19 protein-coding genes are annotated in these 18,696 nt (G+C 63.3%); 13 read left to right on the forward strand and 6 right to left on the reverse strand.

Annotation, left to right across the window (positions count from 1 at the left end):
- Nucleotide 1: 1 nt before the first annotated feature.
- Nucleotides 2–1,003, forward strand: a complete 1,002-nt coding sequence (locus tag V0R62_RS02905; RefSeq protein ID WP_330102658.1) for a zinc-dependent alcohol dehydrogenase family protein — start codon at nt 2–4, stop codon at nt 1,001–1,003.
- 218 nt (nt 1,004–1,221) lie between these two features.
- Here the strand turns inward: V0R62_RS02905 and V0R62_RS02910 are convergent, their stop codons facing one another.
- Nucleotides 1,222–3,615 (reverse strand): penicillin acylase family protein, encoded by a 2,394-nt coding sequence (locus V0R62_RS02910; RefSeq protein ID WP_330102838.1) that lies wholly within the window; start codon nt 3,613–3,615, stop codon nt 1,222–1,224.
- Nucleotides 3,616–3,657: 42 nt separating this feature from the next.
- Nucleotides 3,658–4,884 carry a cation:proton antiporter domain-containing protein gene (locus V0R62_RS02915; RefSeq protein ID WP_330102659.1) on the reverse strand — a complete coding sequence of 409 codons (1,227 nt, stop codon included), beginning with the start codon at nt 4,882–4,884 and terminating at the stop codon, nt 3,658–3,660.
- A 197-nt stretch (nt 4,885–5,081) separates the two neighbouring features.
- Between V0R62_RS02915 and V0R62_RS02920 the strand changes: the two genes are divergently transcribed.
- From V0R62_RS02920 to V0R62_RS02965, 10 genes are read left to right on the forward strand one after another with little or no spacing between them, the layout of a single operon-like run.
- Nucleotides 5,082–5,390: a hypothetical protein gene (locus V0R62_RS02920; RefSeq protein ID WP_330102660.1), complete on the forward strand. Its 309-nt coding sequence runs from the start codon at nt 5,082–5,084 to the stop codon at nt 5,388–5,390.
- A gap of 25 nt (nt 5,391–5,415) precedes the next feature.
- Complete coding sequence (locus V0R62_RS02925) at nt 5,416–6,303, forward strand: GNAT family N-acetyltransferase (RefSeq protein WP_330102661.1); 888 nt, start codon at nt 5,416–5,418, stop codon at nt 6,301–6,303.
- A 1-nt stretch (nt 6,304) separates the two neighbouring features.
- Entirely contained in the window at nt 6,305–7,000 is a 696-nt protein-coding gene (locus V0R62_RS02930) for an SDR family NAD(P)-dependent oxidoreductase (protein WP_330102662.1), read from the forward strand.
- The gene (locus V0R62_RS02935; protein ID WP_330102663.1) at nt 6,997–8,361 is read left to right on the forward strand and encodes a long-chain fatty acid--CoA ligase; all 1,365 of its coding nucleotides are present in this window, start codon (nt 6,997–6,999) and stop codon (nt 8,359–8,361) included. The genes V0R62_RS02930 and V0R62_RS02935 overlap by 4 nt, the downstream gene beginning before the upstream one ends.
- The gene (locus tag V0R62_RS02940; RefSeq protein WP_330102664.1) at nt 8,358–8,969 is read left to right on the forward strand and encodes an LbetaH domain-containing protein; all 612 of its coding nucleotides are present in this window, start codon (nt 8,358–8,360) and stop codon (nt 8,967–8,969) included. The genes V0R62_RS02935 and V0R62_RS02940 overlap by 4 nt, the downstream gene beginning before the upstream one ends.
- Complete coding sequence (cmlS, locus tag V0R62_RS02945) at nt 8,966–10,678, forward strand: chloramphenicol-biosynthetic FADH2-dependent halogenase CmlS (RefSeq protein WP_330102665.1); 1,713 nt, start codon at nt 8,966–8,968, stop codon at nt 10,676–10,678. Before V0R62_RS02940 ends, cmlS begins: the two co-directional genes overlap by 4 nt.
- Nucleotides 10,668–11,225 (forward strand): RBBP9/YdeN family alpha/beta hydrolase, encoded by a 558-nt coding sequence (locus V0R62_RS02950; RefSeq protein ID WP_330102666.1) that lies wholly within the window; start codon nt 10,668–10,670, stop codon nt 11,223–11,225. Before cmlS ends, V0R62_RS02950 begins: the two co-directional genes overlap by 11 nt.
- A 56-nt stretch (nt 11,226–11,281) precedes the next feature.
- Nucleotides 11,282–12,682, forward strand: coding sequence for a GNAT family N-acetyltransferase (locus V0R62_RS02955; RefSeq protein WP_330102667.1), 1,401 nt, complete (start codon nt 11,282–11,284; stop codon nt 12,680–12,682).
- Nucleotides 12,675–13,061: a hypothetical protein gene (locus V0R62_RS02960; RefSeq protein WP_330102668.1), complete on the forward strand. Its 387-nt coding sequence runs from the start codon at nt 12,675–12,677 to the stop codon at nt 13,059–13,061. The genes V0R62_RS02955 and V0R62_RS02960 overlap by 8 nt, the downstream gene beginning before the upstream one ends.
- A complete protein-coding gene (locus V0R62_RS02965) occupies nt 13,058–13,744 on the forward strand; it encodes a 4'-phosphopantetheinyl transferase family protein (protein ID WP_330102669.1) in 687 nt (228 codons plus the stop codon). The genes V0R62_RS02960 and V0R62_RS02965 overlap by 4 nt, the downstream gene beginning before the upstream one ends.
- On the opposite strand, the gene V0R62_RS02970 is transcribed toward V0R62_RS02965, so the two are convergent.
- Genes V0R62_RS02970 through V0R62_RS02980 form a run of 3 tightly spaced genes read right to left on the reverse strand, consistent with a single transcriptional unit; the run spans nt 13,731 to nt 15,701 of the window.
- Nucleotides 13,731–14,369, reverse strand: a complete 639-nt coding sequence (locus tag V0R62_RS02970; RefSeq protein WP_330102670.1) for a response regulator transcription factor — start codon at nt 14,367–14,369, stop codon at nt 13,731–13,733. The two genes, V0R62_RS02965 and V0R62_RS02970, sit on opposite strands and share 14 nt — an antisense overlap.
- A gap of 36 nt (nt 14,370–14,405) precedes the next feature.
- Nucleotides 14,406–15,326, reverse strand: coding sequence for a DMT family transporter (locus tag V0R62_RS02975; protein ID WP_330102671.1), 921 nt, complete (start codon nt 15,324–15,326; stop codon nt 14,406–14,408).
- 12 nt (nt 15,327–15,338) lie between these two features.
- Nucleotides 15,339–15,701, reverse strand: a complete 363-nt coding sequence (locus tag V0R62_RS02980; RefSeq protein WP_330102672.1) for a hypothetical protein — start codon at nt 15,699–15,701, stop codon at nt 15,339–15,341.
- 268 nt (nt 15,702–15,969) lie between these two features.
- Here V0R62_RS02980 and V0R62_RS02985 point away from each other — a divergent pair, with 268 nt between their 5' ends.
- The gene (locus V0R62_RS02985; RefSeq protein ID WP_330102673.1) at nt 15,970–16,860 is read left to right on the forward strand and encodes a LysR substrate-binding domain-containing protein; all 891 of its coding nucleotides are present in this window, start codon (nt 15,970–15,972) and stop codon (nt 16,858–16,860) included.
- A 111-nt stretch (nt 16,861–16,971) separates the two neighbouring features.
- Here V0R62_RS02985 and V0R62_RS02990 read toward each other — a convergent pair whose 3' ends face one another.
- Nucleotides 16,972–17,625: an NADPH-dependent F420 reductase gene (locus tag V0R62_RS02990; RefSeq protein ID WP_330102674.1), complete on the reverse strand. Its 654-nt coding sequence runs from the start codon at nt 17,623–17,625 to the stop codon at nt 16,972–16,974.
- A 137-nt stretch (nt 17,626–17,762) separates the two neighbouring features.
- Here V0R62_RS02990 and V0R62_RS02995 point away from each other — a divergent pair, with 137 nt between their 5' ends.
- Nucleotides 17,763–18,671: a LysR family transcriptional regulator gene (locus V0R62_RS02995; RefSeq protein ID WP_330102675.1), complete on the forward strand. Its 909-nt coding sequence runs from the start codon at nt 17,763–17,765 to the stop codon at nt 18,669–18,671.
- The last annotated feature ends 25 nt before the right edge of the window (nt 18,672–18,696 follow it).

Genomic DNA, 18,696 nt, shown 5'->3' on the forward strand with positions numbered 1-18,696 from the left:
CATGACCCGTGTCGTTCGCTTCCATGAGTATGGTGGTCCAGAGGTCCTGCGGATCGAAGATCTACCCGTGAGTCAGCCAGGTGCCGATGAGGTGCGCATCCGTGTGCGAGCCTTCGGCTTGAACCGCGCCGAATCGATGTTCCGTCGCGGCCAGTATCTTGAGCAGGCGGTGTTTCCCAGCCGCCTGGGCTATGAAGCGGCCGGCCTGGTGGAGGCCGTGGGCGAAAACGTGCGCGACTTCCAGGTCGGTGACGCGGTGAGCCTGGTGCCGCCATCGAGCATCGCCCAATGGGGCACCTATGGCGAACAGGTGGTAGTGCCGGCGGCCATGCTGGTCCGCCACCCGGATCACCTCGACATGCGACAGGCCGCCGGCGTGTGGATGCAATACCTTACCGCCTGGGGAGCCCTGTTACCTGTAGCCGGGCTGGCCGTCGGAGACTTTTTGCTGATCACCGCCGCGTCCAGCAGCGTCGGCCTGGCAGCCATCCAGATCGCCAACCGGCTCGGGGCGATCCCCATTGCCGTAACCCGCAGTGAAGACAAAGTGCGCAAGTTGCTCGCTGCCGGCGCGGCCCATGTGATCGTCAGCGACCAGGATGACGTGGTGGAGCGGGTCGCGCAGATCACTGGCGGTGACGGTGCGCGGGTGGTCTTCGACCCTGTCGGCGGCCCTGGCATCGAGCAGCTGGCCGAGGCCACCCGACGCGGCGGGATCATCATCGAGTACGACGCGCTCAGTAGCCAAGCCTCGCCCTTCCCGCTGTTCACCGTACTGGGCAAGAGCCTCACCCTGCGCGGCTACCTGCTGCACGAGGTGGTCAACGACCCCGCGCTGTTCAGTCAGGGCAAGGCCTTCGTCATCAGCGGCCTGGAAGATGGCAGCCTGTCGCCGGTGATCGCCAGGACTTTCGCCTTCGAGGACATCGTCCAAGCCCACCGCTACCTGGAAGCCGGCGAGCAGTTCGGCAAGATCATCGTCTCGCTGGAGGATTGCCCATGAATCTGTTCACTTCGCTGTTCTTCATTACCCTGGGCCTGTTCGGTGTCTATACCATCGAGTTCGGAGAGGCATCTGGCTCATTGGGGTCGAGGCCACTCAGGTCACCACAAGCCCGAGCCCGTGGCGCGATGTAGTTGCAGGCATGAACCGAGGCTTGCCCGTGAATGGCCGTTCATCGCCGGCCATCAGGCCTTGCCCTGGGGATTGCGCCCTCCTCCTCACTTCGCCGTACTAGCTGCAGGCCGCAGCTCCAACAGGCTTTCGGTATGCTCGACGACATCACTGTCGGACAGGTGCATGGGCTGGTAGCGCCCCTGCACGAACGCCTTTGCCTGGTCCTTGTAATGACCATCGAACAGCACGCCGCTCTGCCCCAGAGGCAGTGCGCCAAGTGCTGACTGCGCCGCGCCCATGTCGATGATGCGACGAATCGACGGCCCGTAGCTGACCGCCCACGGCGCTGGGCCGGGCGGCGCGGAGAAGTTGTTCGGCACCTCGTGGCTGCCACCCACCTCGAACGGCCCGACGTTGTACAACAGCCCCAGCAACGGCTGGATACCCAGTGGATGCATCTGGGTCAGGTGATGCACCTTGCCCCATTGCCAGCCCCGCACATCGTCGCCCAAGGTCGAGCGCAGATGATCGATTCCCGCCTGCCAGGCCTTGAGCACTGTTTCGTTGCGTCCCTCCTTGGCCGGGGTGTCGCGATCATCCCACCAGGGCGACTGTTCGTCCGCGACCAATTTCGGCATCGCGGTGTCCAGCACACGGCTACCCAGCAGATTGTCGAACAACGCATCGCCCAGTTCGTCATGCACGGTGGCCCGCGCCAGTTCGTAGAAGAACTGGTTGAACAACGTGGCCTCCAGCGAGTCGCGCGGGTAGCTGCCATCCCAGCGAGCCAGCTGCTCCAGCCACTGGCGCTGGCGAGGATCGGTCACTTGCCGGCGCAGCTGTGGCAGTAGCGGTTTTAGAACTCGCGCGGCGTAGTCGGTGCGCACGTCCTGCTGCAACGGCTCGCTGTTGCCCATGTCCCAACCACTGCCCTGGGCGAGCAACCGGTCCAGGCGCTGGCCACGGTCCGGCAGGTTGTAGTAGCCGGGAATCACCCGCCCGCTGGGCGAGGACGGCTGGCTGTTGGCGGAGAGGATGTAACCTCGCCCAGGGTTCTCCTCATGGGGGTTCTCGGCGAAGGGGTAGTAACCCGCCTTGTCCGCCTGCGCGCTGGCACCGTCGAGAATGAAGGCCGGATCGACGTTCTCGGGGCGCCGCGGCAAGGCGGCGGCGGCCCACCAGGCGATGTCTCCCTGGGCGTTGGCATACAGCACATTGAGCCCAGGCGCCTGGATACCGGCGACCGCGCTGCGCGCCTTGTCCAGGGTGTCGGCGCGATTCAGCCGGTAGAAGGCCTCGACAATCGGATTGGGCGCCTCCAGATAACTCCACCACAGGGCGATGGGTCGGGTACCGGCGTTCTGGCCCAGCACATCGTTGACAATCGGACCATGGGGCGAACGGCGCAGGCGCAGTTCGACCGCCTGCTCCCCCTTGACCTCGATGCGCTGCGTCTCTTCCTCCAGGGCGACCCACTCGCCGTGATACAACACCTGGCCCGGATGGGCGGCGTCAGTGGTTTCGGCGATCAGGTCGATGTCATCGTTCTGGAACATGGTCAGGGTCCAGGCGAAGCCCTGGTTATGTCCCAGCAAGGCGAAGGGCACCAGGCTCTGGTAGTCGCCGTACAAGTCGAAGCCAGGGGCCGACAGCTGGGCTTCGTACCACACCGAGGGTGCGGCGAAGCGGATATGCGGGTCGCCCGCCAGCAGCGGCTTGCCGCTTGCGGTACGGCTGCCGGCGATGACCCAGCCATTGCTGCCTTCGAATTGCGCCATCCCGGCATTGCCCACGGCGTCCTGGCTCAATTTGGCCAACGCCGCCATCGCGCGCCAGTCGGCCGCGGTCAGTTGCGGCGTGGCCAAGGCGCCGTCGGGTTGCCAAGTGCTGGAGAACGGGCGCAGGTAATCCTCGCCCAGTGTGTCGCGGATGTAGGTCATCAAGGGTTCGGTACGGAAGGCGGCGGCGAAGCTATAGGCCATGTAGCCGATCACACTGTAGACATCGGCTGGGGTAAAGGGACGCGAGGGGATGCCCAGCAGATCGAACTCAAGTGGTCGGGGATGGCTCTGCTGGTAGGCGTTGATGCCCTCCAGGTAAGCCTGCAGGGCCCGCGTCGCCGGGCTGTCGGGGTCGGCCTCGGCGGCCTGGGCATCAGCCCGCTGGCGTATGCGCAAGGTTCGGAACAACGTGTCGGTGGGCAGCAGCCGCGGGCCCAGCACCTGTGCCAGTTCGCCACGGGCCAGGCGCCGCACCATCTCCATCTGGAACAGTCGCTCCTGGGCCTGGACATACCCTAGAGCGCGATACAGGTCCGCTTCGTTCCCAGCGCGGATATGCGGCACGCCGCGCTCGTCGTAGCGCACCGACACCGGCTGGCGCAGGCCGGCCAGGGCCTGCGCGCCCTCGCGCACAGGCTGCTTGCCCTGTAGATAGAGAAGCATGCCCATGGCGACAGCCAGCAGCAATGCAGCGAAACACAGCACGATGCGTTTGATCACGTTCGATTCTCGGCTCAAGGAAAGAAAAGAGGTTCGCGCTCAGAGGCTGCCCAGCAGGCGTCGATTACCGGCCTGTCGCTCCAACAGGATGAGCAGCGGCCCGGTCATCATGGTGGTGACCACGGTCATGATGACGAACAGTGTGAACAGCCGATCATCGATCAGGCCCAGGTCCATGCCGATCTTCAGGACCACCAACTCCATCAGGCCGCGAGCGTTCATCAGCACGCCGATCTGCACCGACTGAGCCGCCGGGTATCCCGCCACCCGGGCGCCGATCCCCGCCCCCAGCAGCTTGCCCGACACCGCCACCAGCAGCACCAGGGCCAGCAAACCCAGGCCGACGCCGCTGAACGCGGCAAGCGAAGTGTTCAGCCCGGCGAGGGCGAAGAAGCTCGGCATCAGCACCACGACCGCCAGGTGCTCCACGCGTTCGACCAGCATTTCCAGCAGGCGCTGGTCACGGGGTAGGCAGGCGCCGAAGAGGAAGGCGCCAAATACCGAATGCACCTGCAGCCAGTCGGTGATGCTGGCGTAGATCAGCGCGCCGCAGATCAGGATCAGCAGCAGGTAGGGCGCGTTCGGCCCCACCCGATCGATCCAGCCCTTCAACAGCGGGCGCACGACCCAGAACGATGTCACGCAGAGCAGAACCAGGCCGAACAGGCGCAACAGCAGATCCTGCCAGTGTCCGTCGACCTGCAAGCTCAAGGCAATGATTGCCAACATGACCCACACGCCGATATCGCTCAGCGCGGCGGACATCAGTGCCACCGCGCCCTGCTCGCTGTCGAGCAGGTGCCGCTCCTTGAGGATGCGCGCCAGCACCGGGAAGGCCGTGACCGAAAAAACCGTGGCGATGAACAGGGTAAAGCCCAATGTTGGTGCGCTTTGCGGAGCGAAGGCGCGATACAGCACCGGTGCGATCAACGCCCCCATCACGAAGGGCACGACAATACTGCACGCCCCGATCAGCAACACGCCATGTCGCGGCCCGTGGCGCTTGCGCTCGGGAAAACGAAACTCGGCACCGACCACGAACATGAAAAGCAAAATCCCCAGGTCACTGAGCACTTTCAATTGCAGTTCCGCCGCGCCCCGAAAGAGTGCACGATGAAAGTCCGGAAAGAAATAACCTAATACGATTGGCCCCAAAATGAAGCCCGCCATCATTTCACCCACGACTTCAGGTTGACCGGCTTTCTTCAGCAGTGCGCCGACAGACTTGGCGACAATCAGGATAAGTACCACCTGCACGAATAACATATCGATCCACCTTGCCGGGTTAGTATTCGAAGGCGCGCCAGCACGAAAGGCAATGCACGACAGCGGATCCTATCCAAGAACTGCCACCTGAAAAACCTACCGATTCCGGTAGCTTTTTCCACGACAGTCAGCCTGCTAATTTTTCCTCGCCACACGATGTCCCCTCTATTCAAGCAGGGTGTCAACAAGGAGTTGTGATGAGAGAGCAGATATTTGAAATTATCCAACGCACCCTCGGCGAGATAAATACCACGCGCCAGGAAAAGATCGACCTCAGCGACGTGCGCAACCTGGCACTGTACGGCACCGCTGGCGTGTTTGATTCCATGCAACTTGTCAGTTTCCTGGCCGCCGTCGAAGAAGTGCTGGACGACGAACTTGATATTGAAATATCGCTGACTTCCGAAAAGGCCGTGTCACAAAAAGTCAGCCCGTTCAGCAGCGTCACCTGCCTGATCGACTTCATCCTTGCCGAAACCCTTGAGACCCAGGCCGCTTCCGCCTGACCGCCGATCACGCAAGGAGACGATCGTGAGCATTACCGTCAGAAAGGCCGTCAGCAGCGATATGTATCCGGTCTGCAAACTGTTGCGCGAGTCGACCCTCAATTCCAACTGGATCGGCGTCAATACCCGCAAACGCATGTTTCAAGACCCCTGGTCGGGCGGTGAAGACTACTTCGGCTATGTCATGCTCGATGATGAAGCGATTGTCGGTTTCCTCGGCCTGCTGTTCACCCGCCAACCGGTGAATGGGCCGCAGGAGCGCTTCTGCGAGTTGCACAGCTGGTATGTAAAGGACGCTTACCGCAAGGAAAGCCTGAAACTGTTGTTGCCCGCGTTGTCCATGCGCAAAGTAACGCTACTTAACTACACGCCAACGCCGGACGTCTATGAAATCAGCAAGAAGTTTGGTTTCACCGACCTGGAAACTCGTCTGCGCCTGATCTACCCGCTGTTCAATCCTTTTAATCTGCGCCGCCGATATCGCTTGGACACCAACCTGTTCAGCATTCAGGGCCGTTTGAGCGAGCAGGACAAAGTGATATTTCACGATCACGCCAACCTGGATTGTCGGCACGTCATGATTATTGATGAACACAGCGGCAGAAGTTGTTACATGATTATCAAGCGCATGCGTCGACGCTGGTTCGAACCCTTTGCCAGGTTGCTCTACGTCAGCGACCCCGATCTTTGCGCGAAGAGCATCGATCGCTGGAGACTCAAACTATGCCTGATGCTGCGCGTGCAATGCCTGGCGATCGATGCGGCCTTTATTGGCGAACGCAAGATTGCCTTCTCCAAGGTCATCAAGCGCGAGGTGCCGTCATTGATCAAGACCCATTCCGAATTATTGATGGCCCGTTTGATAACCCCCATCTACAGCCTGCCCTTACTGATCGGCTACAAGTTGCACTGACATGATTCTATTAATCACCGGCACGCGCAAAGGCATCGGCAAGGAACTGGCCCAGCACTTTCTCGGCCAAGGCCATCAGGTCATCGGTTGCAGCCGCGGCGAAGGTTCCATCGAGCATCCAGGCTACCAGCACTTCGCGCTCGACCTGGCCGATCCGCTGGCCGTGCGCCGCATGCTCAAGCAGATCCGCCTGACCCATGGCCGACTCGACGTACTGGTCAACAACGCGGCGCAAGCCAGCATGGCGCCGTTCCTGCTGACGCCCGAGGACACCACCCGCGAACTGTTCGCCAGCAACGTCTTCGGGCTGATCAACGTCACTCGCGAGGCCGCCAAGCTGATGCAGAAGACCCCTGCCCCCTGCGCCGTGGTCATGCTGTCGACCGTGGCGACCGCCTGGGCGATACCCGGGCAGTCGGTGTACGCGGCGAGCAAGGCCGCGGTCGAGCAGTTGACCCGCACCCTGAGCAAGGAACTGTACGGCTTCGACATACGCATCAACACCCTCGCGCTGCCGCTGTTTCGCAGCTCCATGACCCGGACACTGCCCCAGGAGATCAAGCAGAAAATGATCGAACGCCAAGCCATTCCCAGGCCTTGCGTGCTAGCCGACGTGATCGGGCCACTGGAGTTCCTGATCTCGGAACAATCGTCCTTCATCACCGGAGAAACCTTGAGCCTGGGAGGTGTGCAGTGAGTCATCCTTTACTGGAAACACTGGCGGCCTGCGCCGACAGCGTGGCCCTGATCCACGACGACCAGGCGTACAGCTACGCGCGCCTGTGCCAGGAAACCGAAGCCGCCTGGCAGACGCTGCGGGCACAAGGGGTGCAGCCGGGGAATGCGGTGATCCTCAACGGCGACTATGACCTGGCGACCGTCGCCACGCTCCTGGCGCTCTACCTGAACCGCAATATCGTCGCGCCCCTGGTCGAAGCTGGCGAACGCAATGTCAGCACCCTGCGCGAGGCGGCCCAGTGCACTTATCTTGTCGAGCCCGGGGCCGCCGGCCCGCGCGCGCAGGCGCTGGAGCCTCTGTCCGACGCCCCCGCGCCGGCCCACTACCAGCGTCTTCGCGAACAGGGCCGAGCCGGCCTGGTGCTGCTCAGCAGCGGCAGTACCGGTGCGCCCAAGGCCATCCTGCACGACTTCGACGAACTGGTGTTGCCCAAGCTCGGCAAACCCCGCAAGAAACCCACCACCCTGCTGATGTTCCTGCTGTTCGACCATATCGGTGGCCTCAACTCGCTGATCAACAGCCTGACCGTCGGCGGCTGTGCCGTGCTGCCCAGCGAGCGCTCCCCCGAGGCTGTCTGCGCCCTGATCGAGCGCTACGCGATCAAGGTGCTGCCGGTCAGCCCGACCTTCCTCAACCTGATCCTGATGGGCCACCATCACGAGCTGCACGACTTGTCGTGCGTGCGCCTGATCACCTACGGCACCGAGGCCATGCAGCCCAGCCTGCTCGAACGCATCCAGCGCGCCTTCCCCAAGGCACGCATGCTGCAGACCTTCGGCACCAGCGAAACCGGGATCAGCACCACCGTCAGCCAATCCTCGGCCAGCACCTTCTTCAAGCTGGCAGACGACGGCACCGAATTTCGCATCGTCGACGGCGAGCTGCAGCTCAAGACCCAGAGCCAGTTCCTGGGTTACCTCAACCAGGCCACTGACAACGTCACCGAGGACGGTTGGTTCCGTACCGGCGACCTGGTCGAGCAGAACGCCGAAGGCTACCTGCGCATCCAGGGTCGCCAGAAAGAACTGATCAATGTCGGCGGCCTCAAGGTCCTGCCCATGGAGATCGAAAACCTCCTGCTCAAGAGCGAGCTGATCGACGACTGCCTGGTCTACGGGGTGGCCAATGCCATCACCGGCCAAGCCGTGCACATGGACGTGAAGTCCAGTGCCATCGAGTGCCGCAAGGCGCTCAAGCGCCATGTCCTGGAATACCTGGGGCAGCACCTGGAGGCCTACAAGCTGCCGGTGAAAATCAATCAGGTCGAGCAGATCGCCTTTTCCAGCCGCTTCAAGAAGTCCCGGGTGGTGACCCCATGAGCGCGATCGTCATCCTCGGCAACGACCGCTTCGCGCTGGAGCTGGCCAGCTACCTGCGCGAGATCGAGCCAACGGCCAGCCTGAGCCATCTGCCCCTGGACGCGCTGCTGGACAGCGACGCGACGCTCTCGAGCAGCCATCGCTATGTGCTTGGGGTCAACGACATCGCCCGGCGCCAGCAGTTGATCGACCGTTACTTCAATGACGGCCGCCTGGCGGCGCCGAACTTCGTCCACCCCGCCGTCCGCCACCACCTGGACCTGTCCGCGAGCCGCGGCAACGTCATCGCCGCCGACAGCTACCTGGGCGTCAACGTCCGGCTCGGCTCGTGGAACATGATCAATTACCACTGCTGCATCGGCCACCACAGCGTCCTGGGCGACAACAACTTCTTTTCTCCGAACTTCAACGCGGGCAACAGCGTGGCAGTCGGCAGTCGCTGCTTCTTCGGCCTGAGCACCGTCGTGGTGCCCCAGACGACGATCGGCGACGACGTCACCGTGCAGGCCGCAACGACCCTCAGCGAACAGATCCCTGCACGCTCGCATTGCAGTTCCTCGGCACGACAAAAAATCATTCAACTGGTTGAAGGGAGTCACAACGCATGAGCAAAAAAGCCAAAGTCATCGTCATGGGCGGTGGACCGGCCGGCAGTATCGCGGCCCTGACCCTGCAGAAGCTCGGCCATCAGGTCACCGTGTTCGAGAAAGAGAAATTCCCCCGCTACCGGGTGGGCGAGTCGTTCCTGCCCGGCACCCTGTCGATCCTCCATCGACTCGGTCTGAGCGACAAGATCGATGCCGCAGGCTACGTGCAAAAGCCCTCGGCCACCTTCCTCTGGGGCAAGACCGAAGCGCCCTGGACTTTCTCCTTCACCACACCCAAGACCGAGGACTGGGTCTTCGACCATGCCATTCAGGTACTGCGCTCGGAGTTCGACCAGATGCTCCTGGAAACCTGTCGTGAACGCGGCGTGCAGGTGTTCGAGGAAGCCGTGGTGACCGAGGTGGATGTCGAGCAGGCCGATCGGGTCAGCGTCCAGGTGCGCCATCGCAACGAAAGCAGTGAGTTCAGCGCCGACTACCTGATCGATGCATCGGGCAGCAACAGCCCGTTGGTGCGCAAGCTGGGGCTGCGCGAATACGACGAGTTCTACAAGAGCGTGGCCCTGTGGTCGTACTTCGAGACCCCCGACCCATTCCAGAACGACCTCAACGGCACCACCTTCTCGATCACCTTCGAGGACGGCTGGGTCTGGATGATCCCGCTCAAGGGTGGAGTCTACAGCGTCGGCGTGATCGTCGACCAGAGCAAGCTGGCGGACATCAAGGCCGAGGGCCTCGAACAGTTCTACGACAAGACCCTGGCCAAGAGCGAACGGGCGCTGGCAATCCTCAAGGGGGTGCAGCGCCGCGAAGAGGTCAAGCTGGTCAGGGACTGGTCCTACGAAACCTCGTGCTTCTCGCGCCAGCGCTTCTTCCTCTGTGGCGATTCGGCCTGCTTCACCGACCCGCTGTTCTCCCAGGGCGTGCACCTGGCGTCGCAGTCGGCGGTCAGCGCGGCGGCGAGCATCGACTACCTGATGAACCAGCCGGAGCAGAGCGACGAGGTCCACGCCTGGTACAACCGCACCTACCGCGAAACCTACAACCAGTACCACGAGTTTCTCGCATCCTTCTACACCTTCGCCTCGTTCACCGAGCCGGAGTCGGCGTTCTGGACCAAGCGCCGCATCTCGGAGTCGGCCGACGAACGCTTCAAGCGCAAGGAGTGGTTCGAGCAGTTGGTCGGCGCAGAGAACCAGCGCCGTCCGCAGATCGGCAACTTCAAGGATCGTGCCGCAACCATGATCGCCATCGGCCGCCACCAGCGCCAGGGCCTCACCGACGAGTTCATGGACGCCGAACTCAACCCGGCGCGGGTGCGCTGGATCTCTGAGCTGACCAAGCAGCTGAACCGCATCGTGCGCTTCGAATGGCAGGGCGCGCAGGTCGGCACCGAGGGCTTCTTCAAGATCGAGCCACAGAGCTTCAAGCTGCAGTCGCAGCGCATCCTGTGCAACGGCGCGGGCAAGGACATGACCAAGTACGCCGTGAGCGAGCCGTTGCTCGGCGTGGTCCAGGCCCTGCACGAGGAGCACTTCGGCTACAAGGAGTTGATGATCCGCCTCAACGAGGTGGGCGAAGTGAACTCGTCGCAGTTCGTCATCCGCCTGATGGAAGCAGGGCTGCTGGAGGGCTTCGACAAGCACGGCGAGCAGGTGCTGGTCCAGGATCGGCTGCGCTTCGACGGCGTGGGGGTGGAATATGAAGTCTGAACAGGGTCACGACTGGCTGTTCCTGGCGGGGGTCGGCAACTCCGGCAAATCGCACTGGCAGCGCCACTGGCAGGCCGGGCATGACAACTGTCTGTGGCTGGAACACCGCGACTGGGAAGCGCCGCTGTGCGAGGAGTGGGTCGATGAACTGCAGGGTATGCTGCAGGCCCTGACCCGGCCGGTGGTCATCGTCGCCCACAGCCTGGGTTGTCTGTTGCTGCTGGAATGGGCCACTCGCCATCGATCGGACAAGATCCTCGGCGCCTTCCTGGTGGCGGTGCCTGATCCTGCCAGCGACAGCTTCCCGCCTGAGGCCCTGGGGTTTCGTCCGGCGGACCACCTGGACGCGCCGTTCCCACTGACCATCATCGCCAGCGACAACGACCCTTACGGCGACCTGGCCTATGTCGGACGCAGCGCGCAGCACCTGGGCTGCTCCTTCAGCAACCTCGGCGCGCTGGGGCACATCAACGGCAAGTCCAAGCTTGGTCAGTGGCCACAAGGCTTCGAACTGCTGCAGGACTTCAGGCACTCGCTGAGCGCCTGACCTAATGGCGCGGGCCGCCCGTCACGGCCCGCGCCGCTATCGATGAGGATCGAGACATGCCAGCTCCCTCTGGCGGGTTGTCGACAACCCGCGCCTGCGATTTTCCTCTCTCAAGCCTCATCCAGGACCTGGTTCCAGGCCAGGCGCACCGTATTCCCGTACAGGTGTGGTACGCCGGGGCGCGGATGCCCGCACTGCTGGAGATGCTCGACCAGCACCACTGCCTGGTCGACCTGCAACAGAATACGTTTCCCGAGGACCATCATCTGCTCACGATCAGCTACCGGCAGACCCTGCATCACCCGGCCCTGCCGGTTTCGCTGCAGGTCGTGGGCGTCGCCCGCGGCCGCACCCGACTGACTGCCAGCCTGCTCAGCCCGCGCCCGGACTATCTGCCGGCGGATGCCCACTGGCAGGCGCCTTTACTCAGCGCCAGCGCCAGCAGCCCGGTGCTGTTCCGGCGCTGCTTTGGCGTCGAACTTGGCCATCTGGATCCCTACTGTGGAGAGTTCCGCGCCCTCCCTCACGATCCGGGCCTGCTGCCCGGCATCGACCTGGAGCTCACCCTGGAATGTCGCTGGAGCGGCACCTGCCGAGTGCGGGTGCAGGTGACCGGCGTTCACCTGTCGGATGATCAACGCAGTTACAGCTTCCGTGTGCTCGACCCGGCGTCGAGCCAGGCCCTGGCGCTGTTGCTGCTGTGCCAGCGCGAGCGCTTCAGTTTCGACTGCCTGCCCGCCGCCCTGCGCAAATCGACGGCCATCGACCGCCTGCTGGCGGTGAACATCGTCAACGCCAACGACCTGATGCACGAGGTGCTGGCCTGTCGCCTGGCCGCCAACCGCCATTATGGGCGCCTGGGCGATGTGGAAAGCGCCTGGAGCCTGTGGGACGAATTCGATCCCTATTCCATCCATGTCGCCGCGTCTCTGGGCAGCAAATGCGTCGGTTCCGGCCGGGTGGTGGTCAATGACGGTCACCGTGGCCGCTGCGAGATCGAGGTGGCGACACCGTTGCCGCAGTGGCTGTGGGACGCCGGTTTCGTCGAGATGTCCCGCGTCGCGATCCACCCGGAGTATGCCGGGCATCGCGTGATGCTCGCGCTGTTGCGGGAACTGGGACGGATCACCTTGCATCTGCGCAGCCGCTACATCGTCCTCGACGCCATCGAGGTGCTGGTGCCGATCTATGTAAAACTCGGCGCGCGCTGCCTGCCCATACACAAGCAGCATCCCTACAGTGGTGAGCGGGTGCGAATCATGTACTTCGATGTGGGCCAGTTGCTCGCAAGCCTGGACCGTGGCCTGCTGCACTGGCTGTACGTGTTCGGGCCGACCATCGAACACAGCATCACCCCGTACAACCTGCCCCAGGTGGCCAGGACCTTCCAAGTTCGCGCACTGCACCTGCGCCTGAAACGGGGGATCGCCAGTGTCTTCGGCAAATTCCTTGGCTGATCCGACACGGGTCAAGTGGCTCGGCTCGCTGTTTTCTGCCTGTCTGTATGCCGGCTGGGTCGCGTACTCGGCGCGCGGCCAGACGCCGGGCCAGATGCTGCTGTCGGCCACGGGGCAGTGGCTGCTCAGTTTCATCGCGACCTTCGCCTTTTCGGCCCTGATCAACCGCCTGGTGGGTGACAGCCGGCGTTACCCGGCCGCCGCGCGGGCCGGCGCGACAGCCATGCTGCTGTATGCCGGCGCGCTGTTCGCCGTGCATGGGCTGCTCGGCACGCCACATCCGCTGGCCACCCTGCTCCCAGTGCTGTTGCTTGCCGGTGGCTATGCCTTCGTCTTCGCTGGCCTGCAGGTACGCCACAACCTGGGCGTGGCGACGTGATCACACCGCAGGTGCTGCTGTTTTCGCTCGAGCGGCTGGCGAGCGGCGAATGGTGGGAACACCTCACGGCTGCGGATCTGGGCCATGCGCAGACGCTTTCCGGTCGCCATCTGGTGCGCTTTGTCAATGGCCGCATCGCCTTGCGCATCGCCTCTCGCGACTTTCCGGGTAGCGGGAGCGAAGCCGTTTCGATCACTCGGGACAACTACGGGCGGTTGTCGCTCGGCGCCGGGCACACGCTGTACGTCAGCTTGGCCTATGGTGCCCGCTTGGGCGTGGCGGCGCTGGCCCGACAGCCGATCGGCATCGACTATGAAAGCGACCCGGCGCCGGTGTTCTGGGCCAGCGCGGCACGACGTTATTGCTGCGCCTGCGAACAGCACTGGCTGGCGGCACGGCCGGAACAGCAAAGAGAAGAGGCGTTCGTCTGGTTATGGACACGCCGCGAAGCGGTACTGAAATACCTGGGCATCGGCATTCGCGGCGAGTGCCGCTGCCTGTGCGCCCTGGGGCCCGATACTGCCCAACTCAGCTTCCGCCCGACCTCGGGTGAAGGTATCGGCACGCTGGTCTGCGGCGAACCGCTGGATACCCTGCAACCTCGTGTAATCGACCTCGGCCTGCCAGGCACCGACGCGCTGTCGCTGAACTGGCTGGCCGCGCCAGCCACTAAATCTGGATGAGCTGCATGGCCAACGCCTGCACGGCTGCCGCGCTGCGGGTGCTCACGCCGAACTTGCGACGGATGTTCTTGAAGTGGAAATCGATGCAGGCTTCGGAGCGGTTGCAGATGTTGGAGATTTCCCAGTTGGTCTTGCCGATGGCGCTCCAGCGCAGCACTTCCGTCTCGCGCTTGGTCAGCTTGATGGTGCCCTGTGCCTGAAGCAAACCCAGCGCCCCCTGCAGCGCGCAGTCCTTGAGCAGCGACAACATCGGCAGGTTGGCACGAAAGGTCGCCACGGCCTGTTTTTCGTCGTGGCTGCCAGAGAAGATGTCCAAGGTACCGGACTGCCCCTGCGGCCCCAGGAGGGCGAAGGTCATGCCATGCAGCGTGCGCTCCACCTCGGGCGTGGAGCGCGCCCAGGTAACCGGCAGGATGCTCCATGCAGCCTGGTCCCGAGCGCCATGTTCCTGCTCGGGAGCGTCAGCGGCAAAGCTGGCGATATCCACGGCATGCGCTCCCGAACTCAGGCGCAGGCGAAAATGGGCAACGCCCAACCGCTGCAACTGCTCGTGGAGCGTGGCCTGCCAGCGCTCGCGGTTGCTGTGGGCAAGACTGGAAAGCGCTTCGATCACGTCAAGATCCATCCTGGTGTCTCCAGTTCCCGATTGTTCATGAGGGGCTCACGCGCGGCTGTTCACCAGCCAGATCGCCAGCGCTATCGCCAGCGCCCCAAGACCTTGCACCCAGGACAGTTGCGTGCCGAGCACGCTGAACGACATCAGCACCGCGAACAGCGGCGCGAAAAATAGAAAGCCACTGACCCGGGTGGCATTGCCCTTCTTCAGCGCCAGGAACCACAGGCCGAACGATCCGGTGGAGGCTGGAATCGCCAGCCACAGGAACCACCCCCACTGCGCCGCGCTGACGCTCACAGGCCAGTGTTCGCCGGTAAAGCTGGCCGCCAGCAGCACGAACAGCGAACCGATGAACATCTGCCAGAAGCTCAGCGACCAGTTGCCCAGCGACAGGCGGCTGCGCTTGTTGATCAGGGTCGCCGCCGCCCAGCACAGCGCCGAGGCCAGTCCATAGGCAAGGCCGCCCAGCATGGCCGGGTCACTGCTGAGCAACGCCTCGGGACCGATCGCCAGGGCCACCCCGACGATGCCCAGCAGCAGCCCGCTCAGGCGCGCCAGGCCCAGACGCTCGGCAAACAGCACGCGACTGGCCAGGGCCACCCACAGGGGATTGGTGAACAGCAAAATGGCGGCGGCGGCGGCCGACAGGGTCTGCATGGCCAGGAACAGCAGGCTCATCACCGCGGCGGTCTGGGCCAGGCCGATAAGCATGACGATCAGTGCTTCCCTGCCCCGCACACCACGCGGAAATAGCGCGGCGAACAACGAGCGACCGTCCAGCAGAACCAGCGGCAAGGTCGCCAGGGCCGCGACGAAAAAACGCCAACCGACCAGAAGAAACGGGGGGAACCCCTGATCGAGGAGGACCTTTCCGGAAATGAAGCTCGACCCCATGAGAAACGTCGAGGCGAGCAAGGTCACGATCAGAATCAAGCGGCCGTCCGACTGCCGAGTGTGCAATGCCATCCTTGCCCCCTCTCACACGATGTCGATATGCAGGGCCGAAGGTTGCAGGGTCGGCAGCCCTGTCTTCAGCCAGCGGCGCAGTGCGCCCAGGTAATTGTGAGCGGGCAGCGGCTGGCTCGGCGCGAAGGCAAAAACGCCCTCGCCGTTGACCAGCGCCTGCCCGGCATGCAACACGACGCTCTGTCCCTGTGCCAGCAGCAGGTCACGGCCACGCCAGCTGATCCAGTGGGTGCCGCTGATCGAGCGGGCCAGGATCGGCCTTCGAGTGTCCAACGACAGCAACTGGGTGCGGGTCAAGATCACCTGCATACCGTCAGGGTCGAACCCTGAAAGCGGGGCGATCACCGACCCCGATGACGTCCAGGCAATTCTCATCGCACACCTCCCGCTTAACGCAAGCACACGGCCCCTTATGAGCACTCAGGCTCTGCCCGAAATGTATCTGCACTCGCCCATACTGCGTTGAAACGGGGCTCGGAATGCTCATGTACTCCAGTACACTCCGCTTCCTCCCCCCGTTTCGCCTTGTCTGACCTTCGCGCAGACACATTTCGCACAGACCCTGGTAGCCAGGCTTACAATATGAGGTTTCAGCAGGTGATAATATTTATATTTATTTCCGGTTAATGTAAGGAAAACTAACATGTCGGTGATCCCTCCCCTCAGCAGCCTGCGCAGTTTCGAGGCCGTCGCGCGCCTGGGCAGCGTGACCCTGGCGGCGCAGGAGCTCCACGTCACCCACTCGGCGATCAGCCAGCAACTCAAGTCACTCGAAGACATGCTCGAGGTCGGGCTGTTCATCCGCGACGGCAGGACCTTGCAGGTCAGCGAGGATGGCCGCCTCTACGCGTTGCAGGTACGCCAGACCCTGAGTGCGCTGACCGAGGCGACCCGACAGATCAAGGCACAGCCCCGGGCCACGGAGCTGGTGGTGGCGGTGATGCCTTCGTTCGGTCATTCCTGGTTGCTGCCGCGGATCGAACGCTTCCTGGAACGCCACCCCGGGTTTTCCGTGCGCCTGCAGGCCAGTCTGAGTCTTTCCAACCTGGCCCAGGAGACCATCGACCTGGGCATTCGCATGGGCCGTGGCGACTGGCCGGGCCTGGAGAAACGCCTGATGTTCCATGACGAACTGGTGGTGGTGGCAGCGCCTGGCTTTCGCGACGGCGACCTGCCGCGCACCCCGCAGGCAATCGTCGACAGCCGGATCATCTTCACCATGGATCCCTGGCAACCCTGGTGCCAGGCGGCAGGGTTGGACACCGAGGTGCCGCGCAGCGGCCTGTGCAGCAACGACTCGAACCTTGTGCTCGAAGCGGTGCGCCTGCGCCAGGGCATCGCCCTGCTGCGGCGCAGCCTGGTCCACGAGGCCATCCGCCGGGGCGAACTGGTGCAATTGAGCGACTACGTGGCGCCGTACAACTACCCGTACTGGCTGGTCCTGCCGGAGCGCGAACGCCCCGGCGTCAAGCGCCACCAGTTCGTCACCTGGCTGTTCGAGGAAGTGGAACGCTACCAGCAGGAGCTGGGTTGAGCGCCAATACGCATAGGCACTGGGGCGCCTGAACCAGCCATGGAAACGTTGCGTTCATTACGTGATCGACTTGCCTGAACAGGCGCCGGCCGATCATTTGCGCGCACGTTATCACTCACGCCAGGCGCCTTCGGCCTGATCGGGGCCTTCGTCGGCCAAGGCTGCGCGCAGGCCCGCACTGTCCAGACGACGACAGTAGGCAGGACGCGCGCGCTCAAAACGACGCCCTTCGACGAGCGCCCCAGCGTCGATCACGTCATAACCGAAACGCTCGTGCAGCGCGCTGACCACTTGCTTGGCTTGCGCGTCATCGCCTGCTATCGGCAACGCTCGGCGCCACGCCGAACCGGCCGGGCGCGCGTCGGCAACCAGGTCGCGAGCAAGAATGGCGTTGAACGCCTTGACCACGCGGGCACCATCCAGGTGCCGCGCCAGCATCTCGCTGGTGGTGGTATGCCGACTGTCCAACGCCACGATCTGGCCATCGCGCTGCGGATAGTAGTTGCCGGCATCCAGCACCACCCTGTCGGCGAACACGTGTGCCGGCAGGTCGCGGTAGCGGTTGAAGGGAATGGCCAACAGCACCAGCTCGCCGAAGCATGCGGCCTGTTCGAGCGTGCCGACCTGGCAGCCCAGGTCGGTCTTGATGCTGGTCAGCGTTTCGGGGCCACGGGAGTTACTGAGCATGACTTCGCAGCCGTTGTTCACGGCAAGTTCGCCCATGGCGCGACCAATGAAACCCGCCCCGATGATTCCTATACGCATTGCCGACTCCTGCCTTGTGCTACAGAGGACGCCGGCAGGCACTTGCCAGCCAGCACTGAAGCCATGATCCTATTGGAAACCAGATACGTTAAATACCGGCCTTTTATTGGAAGTATCGAAACCATGGATTTGGAATAATGGACCGACTACAAAGCATGGCGGTGTTCGTCAAGGCGGCTGACAGCGGCTCATTTTCCGCAGCCGGGGCGGCTTTGGGCATCTCCTCGCAAATGGCGGGCAAACACGTCAGCGCGCTGGAACAGCAACTGGGCGTGAAACTGCTCAACCGCACCACCCGGCGCCAGCATCTCACCGAAGTCGGTCAGCAGTACTACGAACGCTGCAAACGCGTGCTGGCTGAAGTGGAAGCCGCCGATGCGCTGGCCCTGAACCATGCATTGGCGCCGCGAGGACGTCTGCGCATCAGTGCGCCAGTCACCTACGGCAACTACTGCCTGATCCCGGTGCTTGGACGCTACTTGCGTCGCAACCCGCAGGTGAAGGTGGAATTGTCGCTCAATGACCGCATTGTGGACCTGGTTGACGAAGGTTTCGATGCAGTCATCCGCATCGGCCGGTTGAGCGACTCCACCCTGGTAGCCCGGCCACTCGCGCCCTATCGCCTGATTGCCTGCGCAGCCCCCGCGTATCTTGCGACACACGGCACGCCGCGGACACCTGATGATCTCGCAGGGCACCATTGCCTGGGATACAACGCCTGGCCTTCGCCAGTGACGCAAGAATGGGAACTGCTGGGGGGCGAAAACCTGCAACGGCTTGCCCAGGACAGCCGCCTGCAGATCAACGACGCACGCGCACAGCGAACTGCCGCTTGCGAGGGGCTGGGGATCATCCTGGGCTCGGAAATGATGCTGGCCGATGACCTTCGCTTAGGGCGCCTGGTCCAACTGTTTCCTCAGCTGAAGGCACCGCAACGGCAAGTGCACCTGCTCTACGCCCGCGACCCGCGCATGGCGCCCAAGCTGCGCAGTTTCGTGGACCAGGCCGTCGCCGAATTGGAGCACACCCCGGCTTCGCAGCCCTGACAGCGAATGAGGGACCACGCCAGGC

Source organism: Pseudomonas carassii (genome assembly GCF_036324045.1).
GTDB classification, from domain to species: domain Bacteria; phylum Pseudomonadota; class Gammaproteobacteria; order Pseudomonadales; family Pseudomonadaceae; genus Aquipseudomonas; species Aquipseudomonas peradeniyensis.